This window comes from Microbacterium sediminis, assembly GCF_004564075.1.
In the GTDB taxonomy this organism is placed as follows: Bacteria; Actinomycetota; Actinomycetes; order Actinomycetales; family Microbacteriaceae; genus Microbacterium; species Microbacterium sediminis.
In genome coordinates, this window is the sequence record NZ_CP038256.1 from 1968772 (window position 1) to 1986586 (window position 17815).

Below are 17815 nucleotides of genomic sequence, written 5' to 3' on the forward strand. Positions count from 1 at the left end.
AGCCGGGGAGTCATTCGAATCGCACGCCGCCCGACGGGCGCCGGGATTCGTCGAGCGCGCGACGGGCCGCCGACATCGCGAGCGAGCCGCCGAAGCCGCGGCGCGCGAGCTGCCCCACGAGGCGGCGCAGGGCGGTGTCGTCGTCGAACCGTGCCAGCTGGCCCGCCTTGGAGCGCGCGAACTCGAGCGCGCGATCGGCGTCGTCGTCGGGCAGCTCGGCCAGCGCGGCGTCGGCGACCTCGCGGGCGATGCCGCGGGCGACCAGGGCCTGCGCGATCGCGCGACGCCCCTGCTTCTTGCGCGCCGTGGCGGAGTGGACGAGCTGCTCGGCGAGCCGCGCGTCGTCGAGGGCACCGGTGCGCAGCAGGCGATCGATGATGTCGTCGACCAGCTCGGCCGGCACCTCCTGCTGGCGCAGCTTGGTGCGGGCCTCCGACACGGACAGCCCGCGCGAACCGAGGGAGCGCAGCAGGCGCCGCTCGGCGCGCGCGGCCACGTCGGCGGCATCCGCGCCGGATTCGTCGGGCGCGCCGGGGCCCTCGGCGAGCTCGACGAAGCGCACTCCCCCGCGGTTCACGGTGGTCAGCGCGGGCGCCGGCGCGGGGCCCGTGCGCTCCGGCGCCAGATCGCGCCAGGTCGTGTGCCAGCTCTCGGCTGCGGGCGTCTCCTGCCCCGGCGCCTCGGCGCCCGCGCGCGGCCCGTTCGGTGCCGGCCCGTCACCCGACACCGGCGCCGCCCCATCGCCGGTCGCCGCGGGCTCGTCCCCGCGGCGGCTCGGCCGGGAGCCGCCCGGTCCGAACAGGGGGATGACGGGGGCGATGTGCTCGCCCCCGTCATGCCCGTCGCTCGCGCCGGCCCGCGGCGGTCGCTCCGTGCCCGTCATGGCCTCAGGCCGTGCGGCGAGCCGCCACCTCGTCGACCGCGGCCTCGGTGGCCAGGTCTCCGCGCTGGCCGACGCCCAGCTTCACCTTGATCTTCGTCTCGATCTCGTTGGCGATGTCGGGGTTGTTGAGCAGGAAGTTGCGCGCGTTCTCCTTGCCCTGGCCAAGCTGATCGCCGTCGTACGTGAACCACGAGCCCGACTTCTTGACGATGCCGTGCTCCACGCCGAAGTCGATCAGGCTGCCCTCGCGTGAGATGCCGGTGCCGTAGAGGATGTCGAACTCGGCCTGCTTGAACGGCGGAGCCATCTTGTTCTTGACGACCTTGACGCGCGTGCGGTTTCCGACCGCCTCGCTGCCGTCCTTGAGCGTCTCGATGCGCCGGATGTCCAGGCGGACCGAGGCGTAGAACTTCAGCGCCTTGCCACCCGCGGTGGTCTCGGGCGAGCCGAAGAACACGCCGATCTTCTCGCGGAGCTGGTTGATGAAGATGGCGGTGGTCTTGGTCTGGTTCAGGCCACCGGTCAGCTTGCGCAGCGCCTGCGACATGAGGCGCGCCTGGAGGCCGACGTGCGAGTCGCCCATCTCGCCCTCGATCTCGGCGCGGGGCACGAGCGCGGCGACGGAGTCGATGACGACGAGGTCGATGGCGCCCGAGCGGATCAGCATGTCGGCGATCTCGAGCGCCTGCTCACCCGTGTCGGGCTGCGAGACGAGGAGCTGGTCGATGTCGACGCCGAGCTTCTTGGCGTAGTCGGGGTCGAGCGCGTGCTCCGCGTCGACGAACGCCGCGATCCCGCCGGCGCGCTGCACGTTGGCGATCGCGTGGAGCGTGAGCGTGGTCTTACCCGACGACTCCGGTCCGTAGATCTCGATGATGCGGCCGCGGGGCAGGCCGCCGACGCCGAGCGCGACGTCGAGGGCGATGGAGCCCGTCGGGATGACCTCGACCGGGGCGCGCTCGTCGCTACCCAGGCGCATGATCGAGCCCTTTCCGAACTGCCGATCGATCTGGGCGAGTGCCGACTCGAGGGCCTTCTCGCGGTCTGCTGCTGATGGCATGACGTGCTCCTTCTGCTCGTGATTCCGCCGCCTGTAGGCTGTCGCGATCCGGCCGGGTGGCCGGATTCTCCGACAAGGCGTGGTGGCTGTGTGCCTTCTGCCACGGTAGGAGGAGCCTCCGACATTCGAGCCGGGGAGCCTCAGACTGTGGAGGGGTCGGCACGCGATCCCACCTGTGAGCGAGCGTACGCGCCGACTCGAACAGATGTTCGACGACACGCCGAACGGGTGTTCGAGTGCGTCAGCGGCGCGCTTCGAGCCGCCCCGCGCCGTAGCGACGCGACTCCGGCACGTCGAGCTCCTCGCACAGCGCGAGCCAGATCTCGCGCGGCGGAACGCCGGCGTCGAGCGCGTCGAACGCGGTCCGGCCGATGCCGGGCAGCACCAGGTCGCGGGTGAAGCCGTCCGCGCGATCGCCGAACTCGTCGTCGACGGCGCGCAGGAACTCGCTGCGTCTCAAGACGTCAGCGCAGCGACAGTTCGGGGCCGACCTCGGCCATGAGGTCGTCGGGCACGACGTCGGGGAAGTGATCCACGCCCTCGAGCACCGCGATGCGGTCGCCGACCTCGCGCATGATCGTGGAGATGGGCACATCGAGGGCGTCGGCCACCGACGCGAGGATCTCGCTCGAGGCCTCCTTCTGCCCGCGCTCCACCTCGCTGAGGTAGCCGAGCGCGACGCTGGCCTTGCTCGCCACCTGGCGGAGGGTCTGGCCCTGCTGCTGGCGGAAGTCCCGCAGGACGTCGCCGATCTCTTGACGAACCAGGATCATCTCGGGCCCCCTCCTCTTACTGCAGCCTGTCGAATCTCTCGGGTGCACCACAGTACAACACCGTCGACGCCAATCTAATCCCGCTCAGACTGTGAATTCTCGGAATCGGGCAAGATTCATGCGCCCGTAACGCGGTCGCGCACCGCCTCGAGCGCGAACTCGAGCGCGCGGCCCGCCGCCTGGGCGCGGATCGCATCGCGATCGCCGCGGAAGACGTCTCGCTCCGTGTACGTCGCCCCCGGCAGCGCGACGGCGAGATCGACCGTGCCCACCGGCTTGCCGTCGGGCGAGACGGGCCCCGCGATTCCCGTGGTGGCGAGGCCCACGTGGGCCTCCTCGCCCTCGACGGCCAGCGCGCGACGCGCGCCGCGCGCCATCTGCGCCGCGACCTCCGGCTGCACGGGACCCCCGGCGTCGAGCAGCGCCTGCGAGACGCCGAGCACGGCGTGCTTGATGCGGGTGTCGTACGCGACGACGGCGCCGCGCAGGCTCGCCGAGGCGCCGGGGATCTCCACGATCGCCGAGGTGAGCAGGCCGCCGGTCAGCGACTCGGCCACGGCGAGCGACCAGCCTCGGGCCTGCAGCTCCGCAAGCAGCTGCGATGCGACGGCGAAGGTGCCGGGAACGGAGGGCGATGTCATCGTGCGACGCGCGCTCCGCGCACCTGGGCGATGAAGTAGTCGATGCCGCTGGCGATCGTGAGGACGACGACGACCCACATGAGCACCGTCGTCACGAGCGCCCACGGCGCCACGCCCATGAGCACGTGCAGCGGCAGCAGCGCCCACGAGAGCGCGACGCCCTGCACCGCGGTCTTGACCTTGCCCATCCACGCGGCGGCGACGACGTGCTCCTTGGCCACGACGAGGCGATGCGCCGTGATGCCCCACTCGCGCAGGAGGATCACGACCACCATCCACCAGGCCATCTCGCCCAGGATCGCCAGCCCCACGAACGCGAGGCCGGTCAGCAGCTTGTCGGCGATCGGATCCCACAGCTTGCCGAAGTCGCTGACGATGTCGTAGCGGCGGGCGAGGTAGCCGTCGACCCAGTCGGTCGAGATCGCCACGATGAACAGCACCGCGGCGGTCCACCGCGCCGGCAGGCTCGCATCGCCCTGGGGCCCGGCCAGGAGCAGGATCACGAGGAAGACGATCGCGAGCGGGATGCGCGCGACCGTGATCGCGTTCGGCAGCTGCCGGGGAATGGCCATGGGAAGAGTCTGTCAGTCGCGGCCGGTGAGCTGCCAGGCGTCCTCGTCGCCCTCGTCGTCCTCCACCGGGCGGCCGGCGAACTGCGCCTCGATCGGGTCGTCCGCGTAGCGGTCGTCGGCGTCCGGGGCCGCGGGTGCCGGCTCGGCCGGCGCAGCGGCGGGGACGTCCTCGCCCTTGATCTTGGCCAGCACCTCGGGCAGCTGCTCGGGCGTGACGAGCACGTCGCGGGCCTTGGATCCCTCGGAGGGACCGACGATCTCCCGGGACTCGAGCAGGTCCATGAGGCGACCGGCCTTCGCGAAGCCGACGCGCAGCTTGCGCTGCAGCATCGACGTCGACCCGAACTGGCTCGACACGACGAGCTCGGCGGCCGCGAGGAGCACCTCGAGGTCGTCGCCGATGTCCTCGTCGATCTCCTTCTTCTTCGCCTCGATCGCCTCGGCCACGTCGGCGCGGTACTCGGGGCGGGCCTGGCCCGTGACGTGCTTGACGACCCGGTCGATCTCCTCCTCCGTGACCCACGCGCCCTGCACGCGGAACGGCTTGGACGATCCCATGGGCGAGAACAGCGCGTCGCCCTGACCGATCAGCTTGTCGGCGCCGCCCTCGTCGAGGATGACGCGGCTGTCGGTGACGCTCGTGACCGCGAACGCCAGGCGCGAGGGGACGTTGGCCTTGATGAGGCCCGTGACCACGTTGACCGACGGTCGCTGCGTGGCCAGCACGAGGTGGATGCCGGCGGCGCGGGCGAGCTGGGTGATGCGGACGATCGAGTCCTCGACGTCGCGCGGGGCGACCATCATGAGGTCGGCGAGCTCGTCGACCACCACGAGCAGGTACGGGTACGGCTTGAGCACGCGCTCGCTGCCCGCGGGCAGCTGCACCTCGCCGCGCGCGAGGGCGGCGTTGAAGTCGTCGACGTGGCGGAAGCCGAACGACGCGAGGTCGTCGTACCGCATGTCCATCTCCTTCACGACCCACTGCAGCGCCTCGGCGGCCTTCTTGGGGTTCGTGATGATGGGCGTGATGAGGTGCGGCACGCCGGCGTAGTTCGTCAGCTCCACGCGCTTGGGGTCGACGAGCACCATGCGCACCTCGCTGGGCTTGGCGCGCATGAGGATGCTCGTGATCATCGAGTTCACGAAGCTCGACTTGCCGGAGCCGGTCGAACCGGCCACGAGCAGGTGCGGCATCTTCGCGAGGTTCGCCACGACGTAGCCGCCCGAGACGTCCTTGCCGACGCCGATCGTCATCGGGTGCGTGGACTTCTGCGCGGCGGCCGAGCGCAGCACGTCGCCGAGGGCGACCGTCTCGCGGTCGAGGTTGGGGATCTCGATGCCGATCGCGCTCTTGCCGGGGATCGGCGCGAGGATGCGGACGTCGTTCGATGCCACCGCGTAGGCGATGTTGTTGGCGAGCTGGGTGATCTTCTCGACCTTCACGCCCGGGCCCACCTCGACCTCGTACTGCGTGACCGTCGGGCCGCGCGAGAAGCCGGTGACCTTGGCGTCGACCTTGAACTGCTCGAAGACGCCCTCGATCTGCTTCACCATGCGCTCGTTCGCCTCGGACTTGACGATCGAGGGAGGCCCGGCCGACAGCGACGCGGGCGAGGGCAGCACGTAGGGGGCGGCGGGCGGCTGCGGGCCGCGGCCGCCGGGGCCGTCGGTGCCGAAGCCGCTCAGGCCGGGCAGCGACTCGCTGAGGTCGCCGGTGTCGTCGCCGTCGCCCATGAGGCCGGTCGAGCCGGTCTCGCGCAGATCCGCGACCACGCCGCTGATGCCGGAGAGCACCTCGGTCGCGTCGCTGCGCGGCTCCGGCTCGACGACGAGCGCGTTGTGGTAGCCGCCGTCGGTCTGCGTGCCCAGCAGCTCGGTGAGGTCCTGCGGCTCGGAGATGACGTCGGTCTCCTCCTCGCGGCCCGTCTTGTTGCGGCGCCACCACGGCAGGTCGTCGTCGCCGTCGGCCTCCGCCTCGTCGTCGGCGTCCGCGCCCTTCTTGCGGCCCTTGCCGAGGACCTTGGTCGGCGCGGTCTCCGCGGCGTCCTCGACCACGCGCTCGGTGCCGAACATCCAGGCGTACAGGTCGCCGAGGCGGCTGACGATGCGGTTCGGCGGGGTCTTGGTGAGGATCAGCAGGCTGAGCGCGGCGAGCACGCCCAGCAGCACGTTGGCGCCGATCGGCGTGAGGCCCATCGCGAGGGGCTCGCCGACCATCCAGCCGAACAGGCCACCCGCCTCGCTCAGGGCGGGCATGCCGGCCGAGGGCTGCGGGCGCCCGCCGGCCACGTGGCAGAAGCCCGCGATGACGACGGTGAGCAGGCCGAAGCCGATGCCGATGCGGCCGTTGTCGTGCACGGACGACGGGTGGCGGAACAGCCATCCGGCGAGCAGGAGCAGCAGCACCGGGAAGACGAACGCGGCGCGACCGATCAGCATGCCGAACGTGTAGGCGCTGACCTGCACGGCGATCTCGTTGCCGATGAAGAACCACTCGGTGACGGCGCCGGCCACCGCCAGCAGCACGAGCAGCAGCGGGAACCCGTCGCGGCGGTCGTCCTTGCTCAGCGTCTCGGGGCCGAACGCCCGGAAGAGCCCGCCCACGGCGTGCCCGAGGCCGTTCCAGACGCGCACGGGCACCGGCGGCTTGTCGTCGCCGACGTACTTCTTCGGCGCGGGAGCGGGCTTGCTCGCGCGCGACGAGGACCGCGAGCGGGCGCTCTTGGGCTCGGTGGACGTGCGTGCCATGCCGTTCAGGCTACGTCCGCCCACCGACAACGCCCGGAAGCGACCCGGGTTTGCGCGGATCTCCCGGGCGCGTCGGCGCGCGTCAGGCCTCGATCACGACCGGCACGATCATCGGCCGGCGGCGCAGCGAGTTGCCCACCCAGCGGCCGATCGTGCGGCGCACCGTCTGCGAGAGCGCGTGGTTGTCGCGCACACCGTTCTGGGCGGCCTCCTCGAGGGCGGCGGCGATCTTCGGCTTGACCTTGTCGAACACCGCGTCGTCCTCGGCCACGCCGCGTGCCTGGATCTCGGGGCCCGAGATGATGCGGCCGGTCTGGGCGTCGACGACCACGATGACCGAGACGAAGCCCTCCTCCCCCAGCACGCGGCGGTCCTTGAGGTCGGCATCGGTGATCGCGCCGACGCTGGAGCCGTCGACGTACACGAAGCCGAGGTCGAGCTGACCGGCGACCGTGGCCACGCCGTCCCTGAGGTCGACCACGGTGCCGTTCTGGCCGATGATCGTGTTCTCCGCGGGGATGCCCGTGTCCTGCGCGAGCTTGGCGTTGGCCATGAGGTGGCGGTACTCGCCGTGCACCGGCAGCACGTTCTTGGGCGTGAGGATGTTGTAGCAGTACAGCAGCTCGCCCGCCGCGGCATGGCCCGACACGTGCACGCGCGCGTTGGCCTTGTGCACGACGTTGGCGCCGAGCTTGGTGAGCCCGTCGATCACGCGGTAGACCGCGTTCTCGTTGCCCGGGATCAGCGAGGACGCGAGGATCACGGTGTCGCCCGGGCGCGGCTCGATCTCGTGCTCGAGGTTGGCCATGCGGCTGAGCACGGCCATCGGCTCGCCCTGCGAGCCCGTCGACATGTAGACGATCTCGTTGTCGGGGATGTCGCGCGCCTTCTTGTAGTCGATCAGCACGCCATTGGGCACGTTCAGGTAGCCCAGGTCGGCGGCGATCGTCATGTTGCGCACCATGCTGCGGCCGAGCAGCGCGACCCGGCGGCCGTTGGCGGCGGCGGCGTCGAGCACCTGCTGCACGCGGTGCACGTGGCTCGAGAAGCTCGCGACGACCACGCGCCCCGGCGTCTGGTGCATGACCTGCTCGATCACGGGCCCGATCGCGCGCTCGGTGGGCGTGAAGCCCGGCACGTCGGCGTTGGTCGAGTCGGGCAGGAAGAGGTCGACGCCCTCCTCGCCCAGCCGGGCGAAGGCGCGCAGATCGGTGATGCGGCCGTCGAGCGGCAGCTGGTCCATCTTGTAGTCGCCCGTGTGCAGCACGAGGCCGGCGGGGGTGCGGATCGCCACGGCCAGCGCGTCGGGGATGGAGTGGTTGACCGCGATGAACTCGAGGTCGAACGGGCCCACCGTGATCCGCTCACCCTCGGTCACCTTCTGCGACACGGGGCGCAGGCGGTGCTCCTTGAGCTTGGCCTGCGTGAGCGCGAGGGTGAGGCCGGAGCCGATGATCGGGATGTCCTCGCGCACGCGCAGCAGGTACGGCACGGCGCCGATGTGGTCCTCGTGGCCGTGCGTGAGCACGACGCCGACGACGTCGTCGAGGCGATCGCGCACCGGCGAGATGTCGGGGAGGATCAGATCGACGCCGGGCTGGTGCTCCTCGGGGAAGAGCACGCCGCAGTCGACGATGAGGATCTTGCCGTCGAACTCGTACGTGGTCATGTTCCGGCCGACCTCGCCGAGGCCGCCGATCGGGGTGACGCGCAGAGTGCCCTTCGCGAGGGGCTGCGGGTCGTAGACAGGTGTGGACATGTGGGTCCGCCTTCGTGTTCTGTTGTGCGGTGCGGGCCCTCGCCCGCGGACGTCTGTCAGCGCGTGGTGCCGGGCACCTTCGGGAGCGCACCGCCCGCGGCCGCGTTGCGGTCGGGGCGGAAGTTGGAGAAGTCGACGCCCTCGACGCCGGCGACGAGCGCGAGCTCGTCCTCGATGATCGCGGCCTCCCATTCCTCCGGGCCGACGAGCGGCAGGCGCACGCGCGGGCTGGAGATGCGGCCGAGGCCGTGCAGGATGTACTTGGCCGAGACCGTGCCCGGCACGTGGGTCATCACGGCACGCACGAGCGGCTCGAGCTTGCGGTGCTGCGCGGTCGCCGCGGCGAGGTCGCCGCGGTTGACCGCGTCGACGATCGCCCGGTACGGACCGGCGGCGATGTTCGCCGTCACACCGATCAGGCCGGTGGCGCCGATGGAGAGGTGCGGCAGCACGTTGGCGTCGTCGCCGGAGAAGTACATCAGGCCGGTCTGGTTCAGCACCCGGCTGACCTCGCTGAAGTCGCCCTTGGCGTCCTTGATCGCGAGGATGTTGGGGTGCTTGGCGAGGCGCAGGATCGTCTCGTACTTGATCGGCACGCCGGTGCGGCCCGGGATGTCGTAGAGGATCACCGGCAGGTCGGTCGCGTCGGCGACGAGGCGGAAGTGCGTGAGGATGCCCGCCTGCGTGGGCTTGTTGTAGTACGGCGTGACGATCATGATGCCGTCGGCGCCGGCCTTCTCGCTCTTCTGGTAGAGCTCGATGGCGTGCGCGGTCTCGTTCGAGCCGCCGCCCGTGATGATCTTGGCCCGGCCCGCGGCGACGTCCTTGCCGACCTCGACGAGCCGGATCTTCTCCGGATCGGTGAGCGTGGAGGTCTCGCCCGTGGTGCCGGTGACGACGATGCCGTCCGCCCCCGCGGTGATGACATCGTCGATGTGCTTCTCGACGCTGGGCCAGTCCACTTCGCCGTCGGCCGTCATCGGAGTGACGAGCGCGACGAGCACCTGTCCGAAGGGGTTGCCCGAGTGCGTCATGCCTCCCAGGTTATCGGTTCCCCCTGAGCGCGCACGCCGGGCGATCAGGCGCGGGCGTAGACGAGGAAGCGGTACGCCAGGCCGGTGCGGCTCGTGTGGCGGCCCTCGGCCGGGTCGGCGCGGACGACGCGCCACTCGGGCCCGATCGGCGGGGCGAACGCGTCGCCGTCGACATCGATCTCGATCTCGGTCACCCACAGCTCGTCGAGGATCGGCATCGCCTGCTCATAGATCTGCGCTCCCCCGATGATCCAGGCGTCGTCGGAGGCCGCGCGCGCCGCCCGCACGCCCTCGTCGAGCGAGGGCACGATCGTGGCGCCCGGCGCGTCGAACTCGGCATTGCGCGTGACGACGATGTTGGTCCGCCCCGGGAGCGGTCGCCACTGCGGCGGGAACGACTCCCACGTGCGCCGCCCCATCACGACGGGCGCCCCGAGGGTCGCGGCCTTGAAGTACGCGAGATCCTCGGGCAGCTCCCAGGGCATGTCGCCGGCCGCGCCGATCGCCCCGCCGCGCGCCTGCGCCCAGATGGCCCGCAGCGTCATCAGACCGCGACCGGCGCCTTGATCGACGGGTGGTGCTGGTAGTCGCGGATCTCGAAGTCCTCGTACGCGTAGTCGAAGATCGACGCCGGCTTGCGCGCGAAGTGCAGCGTCGGGTACGGGTACGGGTCGCGCGTGAGCTGCTCGGCCACCTGGTCGCGGTGGTTGTCGTAGATGTGCACGTCGCCGCCGGTCCACACGAAGTCGCCGAGCCCCAGGTCGGTCTGGTGCGCCACCATCGCCGTCAGCAGCGCGTAGGAGGCGATGTTGAAGGGCACGCCGAGGAACATGTCGGCGCTGCGCTGGTACAGCTGGCAGCTGAGCTTGCCGTCGGCCACGTAGAACTGGAACATCGCGTGGCACGGCGGCAGGGCCATGCCCTCGATCTCCGACGGGTTCCACGCCGTGACCATGTGGCGGCGCGAGTCCGGATTGCGCTTGATCTGCTCGACGACGTTCGCGATCTGGTCGATCTGCTGGCCGTCGGGGGCCGGCCACGACCGCCACTGCACGCCGTATACGGGGCCGAGGTCGCCGTTCTCGTCGGCCCACTCGTCCCAGATCGTCACGCCCCGCTCCTGCAGCCAGCGCACGTTGCCGTCGCCGCGCAGGAACCACAGCAGCTCCAGCGCCACCGACTTGAAGTGCACCCGCTTGGTCGTGATGAGCGGGAAGCCCTGGCTGAGGTCGTAGCGCAGCTGCCGGCCGAACACGCTCGTCGTGCCGGTGCCGGTGCGATCGTCCTTGTGCGTGCCGTTGGCGAGGACGTCGCGCAGCAGGTCCTCGTAGGGTGTGGGGATGGCGGCGGTCATGGCATCAAGGGTACGTCCGCGGGGGCCGCCGACGGCCCTCGGCGCGCTGCTCACGCGGCGCGGCCGACGAGCCCGACGCGCTGCAGCCCCAGGTACATCTGGCAGCCCAGGCAGAACGCGAACGCGGCGTTGAGGAAGGCCGCGATGAAGGCGGCCGCCGACGCGATCGGCAGCGCCAGCGGCACGCCGAGCAGGTGCAGCACGAGGCCCACCCCGGTGACGAACAGGCCGACGCCCTGGGCGAACCGCGGCGGGCGGGGATCCTCGAGCTCCGCGGGCGGGGCGAGGCGCGGCCGCACGAGGCGGCGGAAGACGACGCCCCACGGCGCGGTCCGCGGCGAGACGACGCCCCAGAGGAACAGCAGCGCGACGACGAGCACGGCGAGGAAGCCGGGATCGGCGATCCGCTCGGTCAGGCTCGCGACCGGCAGCGCCCAGGTCGACGGCGCCCCGTCGGGAACGGCCTCGCCCTCCTGGCCCAGCCAGCCGAACGTCAGCACGGTGCGCCAGGTCGAGATGCCGATCAGCGCGAGGAACGTGGCCACGAGCAGCAGCGCCGCGGTGATGGCGGCGGCGAACCGCGGTCCGCGCGGGTCGATCCCCGCGGGTGCGTCAGACATGGACCCCTCCGATCCGATCGAGCTCGGCGATCACCGTGGCGCGCGGCGGCGCTCCGCCGATGCGGGCGTGCGGGGCCCCGGCGCCGTCGAGCACGAGCACGGTCGGCGTCTGCAGCACCCGGAACCGCCGCGCGAGATCGGGCCGATGCGTGAGATCGACGTCGACGTGCCGCACCCCGGGGCGCGAGGCCGCCACATCGGCCAGCAGCCGGCGGGTGGCGGGGCACTTGGCGCACACCTCGGTGCTGAACTGCAGGAGCGTCGCCCGCTCGCCGAACGCGCCCGCCTCGATCCCCAGCTCGCGCGAGGAGATCGCCCCGTGTCCCCCGCGGCGCGCCCGCCCCTGCCCGCGGCGCAGCGCGAGCCCGGCGAGCACCGCGACGAGCGCGATGCCGGCGAGCACGAGCGCTGCGGCGAGGGGCGACATGCTCCGATGCTGACACGATCCCGGCCGCCGCGGGCCGATGCGAAGAACTATGACGGCGAGACCCCCTGCTGCGGGGCCGCCGGGATCACTAGGCTGGCGACGAACCCGCAATCGAGGAGGACACATGAGCGTCACGAGCAAGGCCACCACCACCTGGAGCGGTTCGCTCTTCGAGGGATCCGGCACCGTCGCACCCGGATCGGGCATCGGCACCTTCCCCGTGAACTGGAAGGCCCGCAGCGAGGGATCGGAGAGCACCACCACGCCGGAGGAGCTCATCGCGGCCGCTCACTCGTCGTGCTTCAGCATGGCCCTCTCCAACGCGCTCGCGCAGAACGGCACCCCGCCGGAGCGCATCGACACGACGGCCGCTGTCACCTTCGTGCCCGGCACCGGCATCACCGGCAGCCACCTCACGGTCGAGGCGTCGGTCCCCGGCCTCGACCCCGAGAAGTTCACCGAGCTCGCCGAGGGCGCGAAGGCGGGCTGCCCCGTCTCGCAGGCCCTCGCGGGCATCGAGATCACGATCGAGGCGACGCTGTCCTGATCAGCGCGCGCGCTTCTCGAGCGTGATCGACTCCCGGATCGCCGCCCGCGCGCGGCGGCGATCCCCCGCCGCGTCGTAGGCGAGGCCCAGCCGGTACCACGCACGCCAGTCGTCCGGGTGGGCCTCGACCACGGCGCGGTACCGGGGGAAGACGGCGTCGCCGTCGGCCTGCACGATGCGGCCGCTGGGGCGCACCGCCACCTCGTCGGTCGGCAGCGCGCCCTCCCGCTCCAGGCGCGCGCCCACCTGCTCGGCGCGGGCGCCGAACCACAGCTCGCGCGCGATGGCCCACGCCGCGATGGCGGGGAGCACGAGCATCGCGACGCCCATGGCGACGCCGACCGGCTGGCCGGAGCGGAGCAGGGCGATCGCCTCCAGGGCCACGACGGACAGATACAGGACGAGGGCGAGCGCGATCACCGCGACGCCGATGCGGACCTTCACGAGGTGGCGATCGTTCCGGTCGTCGCGGCGACCTGGCCGCCGACCTCGCCCTCGGCGACGGGACGCGTCTCGCGCTGCCGCGGCGTGCCGATGCCGATGTCGATGAAGTTCTCGAGGCCGATGACGACGCCGCGGGCCTCGCGCGCGTTCTCGAGGGCGATCCGGATGCCGGGCGCGTACGCGGCGGCGGGATCGCTCGTGTCGTGGACGATCGAGAGCGTCTCGCCCGGCCCCGAGAGGATCGCCTCCTGACGGGCGATCACGCCCGGGCGACGCAGGGAGTGCACCGGCACGCTCGCCACCTGCTGCCCCCGCGCGCGCTGATCCACATGCGGCGCCTCGACGGGCCCCCGCCGCGCAGCCGTGATGAGCTCGGCCGTGCGCACCGCGGTGCCCGACGGCGAGTCGATCTTGGTGTCGCGGTGGGCCTCGACGATCTCGGCGAACGGGAAGAAGCGGCTCGCCGCGGCGGCGATCGCGGTGCCGAGCACCGAGCCCAGCGAGAAGTTGGGGATGAACACCGCCCCGGTGCCGGCGGCCTCCACGAGCGGGCGCACGAGCGCGATGCGCTCGGCGGACCAGCCGCTCGTGCCCACGAGCACGTTGATCCCCCGCTCGGTCGCGGCGCGCACGACGTCGATGCTGATCGCCGGCGTCGACGCGTCGACGACGAGGTCGGCGCCGTCGAGCTCGGCCAGGTCGCTGCTCGAGCCGAGCACCGCCGCGACCTCGAACCCGTCGAGCTCCTCGACGACCTCGCGGATGATCGACCCCAGCTTGCCGGTTCCGCCCACGATGGCGACGCGCGTGCTCATGTGGTCCATCCTACGGCGGTCCCGGCGAGCGCCCCCGGGACCGCCGCGAGGGGACGGTCAGTGCCCGGCGACGTACGGCTTGCCGGTGGCGGCGGGGCCGATCGCGCGACCGATGAGGCCGGCGACGGCGATGAGCGTGACGACGTACGGCGTCGTCGCGATGAGGTCGGCGGGGATGTCGCTGCCCGCCTGGTTCGCGACCACGGCGAGGTTGCGGGCGAAGCCGAACATGAGCGCCGCGAGGGCGGCCATGACCGGGTTCCAGCGCCCGAGGATCACGCAGGCCAGCGCGATGTAGCCCTGTCCGTTCGACATCTCTCGCACGAAGGCGTTGGACTCGCCGAGGGTCAGCACCGCCCCGCCCAGGCCGGCGATGAGGCCGGCGACCGTGACGGTCCAGAACCGCGTGCGGTTGACATTGATGCCCACGGTGTCGGCCGCGAGCGGGTGCTCGCCGACGGCGCGGATGCGCAGGCCGATGCGGGTCTTGAACAGCACGAACCACACCACGGGCACGAGCACGTACATGAGGTAGGTCGTGATGCGCTGGTCGAACAGCGTGGGGCCGATCACCGGGATGTCCGAGAGGACCGGGATGGCGACCTTCGGGAACGTGCCGGGGAAGTTCAGCTCCTGCGCGTTGGCCGACAGCACCGCGGAGAAGAAGAAGTTCGTGATGCCGATCACGAGCACGTTCAGCACGACGCCGACGATGATCTGATCCACGAGGTAGGTGATCGAGAACGCCGCGAGCACGAGCGAGACGAGCGCGCCGCCGATCATGCCGGCGAGGACGCCCGCCCACAGGCTGTCGGTGATCGAGCCCACCACGGCGCCCAGGAAGGCGCCCATGAGCAGCTGACCCTCGATCGCGATGTTGGCCACGCCGACCCGCTCGCCGATGACGCCCGCGAGCGCGCCGTAGATGAGCGGCGTCGCCAGGCTCAGCGCGCCGGTGGTGAGCAGCACGATCGACAGCGTGGTGCCCTGGCCGATCTGCCCGAGCAGGGCCGCCAGCCACACCACGCCGAAGCCGACGACGAGCCACAGCGACACCCGGACGCGGCGCTGCACGAGCACCGCGCTGACGACGGTGACGATCGCGAGGATCACGGTGGCGACGATCGCGAGCGCCTTCGCCGAGAGCACCGTGTCGGGCACCTGCAGGGCGTCGCGGGTCTGCGACCAGCGGAACGCGACCTCCTCGCCGCCCGTGCCGAGCACGAACCACAGCAGCGCCACGACGGTGAACGCGGCCATGACGATCGGGGTCTTCCAGGCGCGCGGGGCGTCCTTGGTGACCACCACGTCCGCCTGGGGAAGGACGACGGCGCCGCTCACTTCGCCACCTCCTCGGTCTCGGCGGTGCGCGTTCGCGCGAGGACCGCGCGCACTCCCGCACCGGGGGCGGGCAGCCGGAAGATCGCCCGCACGAGCGGCGGAGCCGCGATGAACAGCACGATGACGCCCTGGACGACGCTCATCACCTCGGGCGCGACGCCGACGAACTGCATCGTGGACGAGGCGGCCTTGAACGCGCCGAAGAGCAGGCCCGCGAAGACCACGCCGCCCGCGCGCGAGCCGCCCAGCAGGGCGACCGTGATCGCGTCCCAGCCGATGCCGGCGTCGATCGACGGCGTGAAGCCGGCCGTGCGGCCGAGCGCCTGGTTCACGCCCGCGAGCGCGACGAAGGCGCCCGAGGCGGCCATCGTGTAGACGAAGATCCGCTCGACGTTGATGCCGGCGGTCCGGGCGGCGTCGGGGTTGAGGCCGACGGCGCGGAACTTGAAGCCCAGCGACGAGCGCTCCATGAGCCACCAGAACAGCACGGCGGCGGCGATCGCGAGGACGAAGCCGAGGTGCAGCTGGAACGACGGGCCGAGGATCGCCGGCAGCTGGGCGGTCTCGGCGGGCGCCATCGAGGTGGGGTCGTTGCCCGAGCCGGGGTTGTGCATCGGCGAGGTGCGCAGCACCCACGTGAGCACGTTGACGGCCACGTAGTTGAGCATGATCGTGACGATCACCTCGTGGGCGCCCGTCTGCGCCTTGAGGAAGCCGACGACGGCGCCCCAGACGGATCCGCCGATGAGGCCGAACACGATGGCGACGAGCAGGTGCAGCCCGCCTGGCATCGGCCACTGCGTGGCGGCCCACATGGCGCAGCCGGCGGCGACGAGCAGCTGGCCCTGGCCGCCGATGTTGAACATGCCGACGCGGAAGCTCAGCGCCACGCCGAGTCCGGCCGCGATGAGCGGGCCGGCGAAGCGCGCCGTCTCGGTCAGCGATCGGATGCCGGCGACGAACGAGTCGGCCTCGGTGTTGTAGATCGCGCCGCGGAAGAGCGCTCCGTACGCCTCGGCCACGGCGCCCCAGGCCGCGGAAAGGGTGTCGAGCGGGCGGGCGAAGAAGTAGCCGGCGGCCGAGATCACGTCGTCGTTTGTGCTGACGATGAGGATCGCGCCGACGACGAAGGCGATGAGGATCGCCAGGGCGCCGCGCACGACGCTGCCGGCGAGGATCTCGCGCAGCGCGTCGCGCAGCACCGAGTCGACGCGCGAGGGCGTCTGCGGCGGGCGCCGCGTGGTCACAGGGGTGGTCTCGCTCATGCCGCGACTCCCGCCATCATCTGGCCGAGGGTCGCGCGCGGCGTGTCGCCGTCGACGATCCCGACGATCCGTCCGTGGTACATGACCGCGATGCGGTCGGCCAGCCCGATCACCTCGTCGAGCTCCGTCGACACGATGAGCACCGGAATGCCCGAGTCGCGCGCGGCGACGATACGGTCGTGCACGAACTCGATCGAGCCGACGTCGAGGCCGCGCGTGGGCTGCGACGCGATGAACAGGCGCAGGTCGCGGCCCAGCTCGCGCGCCAGGACGACCTTCTGCTGGTTGCCGCCCGAGAGGCGCCCGGCCGCCTGGTCGATGCCCTGGGCGCGGATGTCGAACTCCTCGATCGCCTGCTCCGCGAAGGCGGCGATCGCCCGCTCGTCGACGGTGCCGAAGCGCACGAACGGCGCGCCGTCGCTGCGGTCGAGCATGAGGTTCTCGGCGATCGAGAAGTCGCCGACCAGGCCGTCCTTCTTCCGGTCCTCCGGCACGAAGCCGACGCCCGCGTCGATGACCTGCCGCACGCTCTTGCCCAGCAGCTGCCGGCCGTCGAGCAGAATCGATCCCCGCGCGTGTTTGCGCAGGCCGAGGATCGCCTCGGTCAGCTCGGTCTGGCCGTTGCCCTGCACGCCCGCGATGGCGAGGACCTCTCCCCCGCGGACCGTGAAGCTCACGCCGTCGAGCAGGTGCTCGCCCGAGGCGCCGACGAGCGTGAGGTCGTCGACCTCGAAGCTCGAGTCGGTGTACGTCGGCGGCTGCTTGTCGACCTCGAGGTCGACGTCGCGGCCCACCATGAGCGAGGCCAGTTCGGCCGGCTCGGCGCTGGGCTCGGCCGTGGCGACGATCTTGCCGCGGCGGATCACGGTGATCCGGTCGGCGACCTCGCGCACCTCGCGCAGCTTGTGGGTGATGAAGACGATCGACGTGCCGCTGGCGGCGAGCTCGCGCATGATCTGCATGAGCTCGTCGGTCTCCTGCGGCGTCAGCACCGCGGTCGGCTCATCGAGCACGAGCAGCTTGGCGTCGCGCGCGAGGGCCTTGACGATCTCGACGCGCTGCTGGGCGCCGACGGGCAGCTCCTCCACGCGCGCGTCCGGGTCGATGTCGAAGCCGAAGCGGTCGGAGATCTCGCGCACCCTCGCGCGCGCGGTCTCCATCGACAGCACGCCGGCGCGGGTGGGCTCGTGGCCGAGCATGACGTTCTCGGCCACGGTGAAGACGGGGATCAGCATGAAGTGCTGGTGGACCATGCCGATGCCGGCGGCCATCGCGTCGCCGGGGCCGGCGAAGTGCACGGGGGCGTCGTCGACGAGGATCTGCCCCTCCTCTGCCTGGTACAGGCCGAAGAGCACGTTCATCAGGGTGGACTTGCCCGCGCCGTTCTCGCCGAGCAGGCAGTGGATCTCGCCGGGTTCGATCGTCAGGTCGATCGCGTCGTTGGCGACGAAGGATCCGAATCGCTTCGTGATCCCGCGGAGTTCGAGTTTCATCGTTCCGGATTCTTCCAGATGGCAGGTCGGATCACACGA

General features: G+C 71.5%; 19 protein-coding genes. 1 reads left to right on the forward strand and 18 read right to left on the reverse strand.

Features of this window, described 5'->3' with window-relative positions; genetic code table 11:
• Nucleotides 1-10: 10 nt before the first annotated feature.
• From E3O41_RS09395 to E3O41_RS09455, 13 genes are all read right to left on the reverse strand, one after another.
• On the reverse strand, nucleotides 11-883 hold the full coding sequence (locus E3O41_RS09395) for a regulatory protein RecX (protein ID WP_067026123.1): 873 nt from the start codon (nucleotides 881-883) through the stop codon (nucleotides 11-13).
• A 4-nt stretch (nucleotides 884-887) separates the two neighbouring features.
• Nucleotides 888-1943 carry a recombinase RecA gene (recA, locus tag E3O41_RS09400; protein WP_067026125.1) on the reverse strand — a complete coding sequence of 352 codons (1056 nt, stop codon included), beginning with the start codon at nucleotides 1941-1943 and terminating at the stop codon, nucleotides 888-890.
• 241 nt (nucleotides 1944-2184) lie between these two features.
• A complete protein-coding gene (locus tag E3O41_RS09405; RefSeq protein WP_067026127.1) occupies nucleotides 2185-2403 on the reverse strand; it encodes a DUF3046 domain-containing protein in 219 nt (72 codons plus the stop codon).
• A 4-nt stretch (nucleotides 2404-2407) separates the two neighbouring features.
• On the reverse strand, nucleotides 2408-2716 hold the full coding sequence (locus E3O41_RS09410; RefSeq protein WP_067026129.1) for a helix-turn-helix domain-containing protein: 309 nt from the start codon (nucleotides 2714-2716) through the stop codon (nucleotides 2408-2410).
• 116 nt (nucleotides 2717-2832) lie between these two features.
• Complete coding sequence (locus tag E3O41_RS09415; RefSeq protein ID WP_067026131.1) at nucleotides 2833-3357, reverse strand: CinA family protein; 525 nt, start codon at nucleotides 3355-3357, stop codon at nucleotides 2833-2835.
• Nucleotides 3354-3929, reverse strand: a complete 576-nt coding sequence (gene pgsA, locus E3O41_RS09420) for a CDP-diacylglycerol--glycerol-3-phosphate 3-phosphatidyltransferase (RefSeq protein WP_067026133.1) — start codon at nucleotides 3927-3929, stop codon at nucleotides 3354-3356. Before pgsA ends, E3O41_RS09415 begins: the two co-directional genes overlap by 4 nt.
• A 12-nt stretch (nucleotides 3930-3941) precedes the next feature.
• Nucleotides 3942-6677 carry an FtsK/SpoIIIE family DNA translocase gene (locus E3O41_RS09425; RefSeq protein ID WP_067026135.1) on the reverse strand — a complete coding sequence of 912 codons (2736 nt, stop codon included), beginning with the start codon at nucleotides 6675-6677 and terminating at the stop codon, nucleotides 3942-3944.
• An 82-nt stretch (nucleotides 6678-6759) separates the two neighbouring features.
• Entirely contained in the window at nucleotides 6760-8436 is a 1677-nt protein-coding gene (locus tag E3O41_RS09430) for a ribonuclease J (RefSeq protein ID WP_067026137.1), read from the reverse strand.
• Nucleotides 8437-8492: 56 nt separating this feature from the next.
• The gene (gene dapA / locus E3O41_RS09435; protein WP_067026139.1) at nucleotides 8493-9470 is read right to left on the reverse strand and encodes a 4-hydroxy-tetrahydrodipicolinate synthase; all 978 of its coding nucleotides are present in this window, start codon (nucleotides 9468-9470) and stop codon (nucleotides 8493-8495) included.
• 44 nt (nucleotides 9471-9514) lie between these two features.
• Nucleotides 9515-10015, reverse strand: a complete 501-nt coding sequence (locus tag E3O41_RS09440) for a dihydrofolate reductase (protein ID WP_067026141.1) — start codon at nucleotides 10013-10015, stop codon at nucleotides 9515-9517.
• On the reverse strand, nucleotides 10015-10824 hold the full coding sequence (locus tag E3O41_RS09445; RefSeq protein WP_067026143.1) for a thymidylate synthase: 810 nt from the start codon (nucleotides 10822-10824) through the stop codon (nucleotides 10015-10017). The genes E3O41_RS09440 and E3O41_RS09445 overlap by 1 nt, the downstream gene beginning before the upstream one ends.
• A gap of 50 nt (nucleotides 10825-10874) precedes the next feature.
• Nucleotides 10875-11444, reverse strand: coding sequence for a DUF4395 domain-containing protein (locus E3O41_RS09450; RefSeq protein ID WP_067026144.1), 570 nt, complete (start codon nucleotides 11442-11444; stop codon nucleotides 10875-10877).
• On the reverse strand, nucleotides 11437-11871 hold the full coding sequence (locus tag E3O41_RS09455) for a thioredoxin family protein (RefSeq protein WP_067026146.1): 435 nt from the start codon (nucleotides 11869-11871) through the stop codon (nucleotides 11437-11439). The genes E3O41_RS09450 and E3O41_RS09455 overlap by 8 nt, the downstream gene beginning before the upstream one ends.
• A gap of 124 nt (nucleotides 11872-11995) precedes the next feature.
• Between E3O41_RS09455 and E3O41_RS09460 the strand changes: the two genes are divergently transcribed.
• Nucleotides 11996-12418, forward strand: a complete 423-nt coding sequence (locus tag E3O41_RS09460; protein WP_067026148.1) for an OsmC family peroxiredoxin — start codon at nucleotides 11996-11998, stop codon at nucleotides 12416-12418.
• Here E3O41_RS09460 and E3O41_RS09465 read toward each other — a convergent pair whose 3' ends face one another.
• Genes E3O41_RS09465 through E3O41_RS09485 form a run of 5 tightly spaced genes read right to left on the reverse strand, consistent with a single transcriptional unit; the run spans nucleotide 12419 to nucleotide 17776 of the window.
• Nucleotides 12419-12862: a hypothetical protein gene (locus tag E3O41_RS09465; RefSeq protein WP_067026150.1), complete on the reverse strand. Its 444-nt coding sequence runs from the start codon at nucleotides 12860-12862 to the stop codon at nucleotides 12419-12421.
• The gene (gene dapB / locus E3O41_RS09470; protein WP_067026152.1) at nucleotides 12859-13677 is read right to left on the reverse strand and encodes a 4-hydroxy-tetrahydrodipicolinate reductase; all 819 of its coding nucleotides are present in this window, start codon (nucleotides 13675-13677) and stop codon (nucleotides 12859-12861) included. Before dapB ends, E3O41_RS09465 begins: the two co-directional genes overlap by 4 nt.
• A gap of 57 nt (nucleotides 13678-13734) precedes the next feature.
• Nucleotides 13735-15018, reverse strand: coding sequence for an ABC transporter permease (locus E3O41_RS09475; protein ID WP_067026154.1), 1284 nt, complete (start codon nucleotides 15016-15018; stop codon nucleotides 13735-13737).
• Entirely contained in the window at nucleotides 15015-16283 is a 1269-nt protein-coding gene (locus E3O41_RS09480) for an ABC transporter permease (protein WP_083990927.1), read from the reverse strand. The genes E3O41_RS09475 and E3O41_RS09480 overlap by 4 nt, the downstream gene beginning before the upstream one ends.
• Nucleotides 16280-17776: an ABC transporter ATP-binding protein gene (locus E3O41_RS09485; RefSeq protein ID WP_067026156.1), complete on the reverse strand. Its 1497-nt coding sequence runs from the start codon at nucleotides 17774-17776 to the stop codon at nucleotides 16280-16282. Before E3O41_RS09485 ends, E3O41_RS09480 begins: the two co-directional genes overlap by 4 nt.
• Between the last annotated feature and the right edge of the window lie 39 nt (nucleotides 17777-17815).

Coding starts and splice junctions, on each gene's coding strand:
- E3O41_RS09450 (WP_067026144.1), bottom strand. CDS start 11,444: ATGTCTGACGCACCCGCGGGGATCGACCCGCGCGGACCGCGGTTCGCC.
- E3O41_RS09480 (WP_083990927.1), bottom strand. CDS start 16,283: ATGAGCGAGACCACCCCTGTGACCACGCGGCGCCCGCCGCAGACGCCC.
- E3O41_RS09415 (WP_067026131.1), bottom strand. CDS start 3,357: ATGACATCGCCCTCCGTTCCCGGCACCTTCGCCGTCGCATCGCAGCTG.
- E3O41_RS09455 (WP_067026146.1), bottom strand. CDS start 11,871: ATGTCGCCCCTCGCCGCAGCGCTCGTGCTCGCCGGCATCGCGCTCGTC.
- E3O41_RS09395 (WP_067026123.1), bottom strand. CDS start 883: ATGACGGGCACGGAGCGACCGCCGCGGGCCGGCGCGAGCGACGGGCAT.
- E3O41_RS09425 (WP_067026135.1), bottom strand. CDS start 6,677: ATGGCACGCACGTCCACCGAGCCCAAGAGCGCCCGCTCGCGGTCCTCG.
- E3O41_RS09460 (WP_067026148.1), top strand. CDS start 11,996: ATGAGCGTCACGAGCAAGGCCACCACCACCTGGAGCGGTTCGCTCTTC.
- dapB (WP_067026152.1), bottom strand. CDS start 13,677: ATGAGCACGCGCGTCGCCATCGTGGGCGGAACCGGCAAGCTGGGGTCG.
- recA (WP_067026125.1), bottom strand. CDS start 1,943: ATGCCATCAGCAGCAGACCGCGAGAAGGCCCTCGAGTCGGCACTCGCC.
- pgsA (WP_067026133.1), bottom strand. CDS start 3,929: ATGGCCATTCCCCGGCAGCTGCCGAACGCGATCACGGTCGCGCGCATC.
- E3O41_RS09430 (WP_067026137.1), bottom strand. CDS start 8,436: ATGTCCACACCTGTCTACGACCCGCAGCCCCTCGCGAAGGGCACTCTG.
- E3O41_RS09440 (WP_067026141.1), bottom strand. CDS start 10,015: ATGACGCTGCGGGCCATCTGGGCGCAGGCGCGCGGCGGGGCGATCGGC.
- dapA (WP_067026139.1), bottom strand. CDS start 9,470: ATGACGCACTCGGGCAACCCCTTCGGACAGGTGCTCGTCGCGCTCGTC.
- E3O41_RS09485 (WP_067026156.1), bottom strand. CDS start 17,776: ATGAAACTCGAACTCCGCGGGATCACGAAGCGATTCGGATCCTTCGTC.
- E3O41_RS09410 (WP_067026129.1), bottom strand. CDS start 2,716: ATGATCCTGGTTCGTCAAGAGATCGGCGACGTCCTGCGGGACTTCCGC.
- E3O41_RS09445 (WP_067026143.1), bottom strand. CDS start 10,824: ATGACCGCCGCCATCCCCACACCCTACGAGGACCTGCTGCGCGACGTC.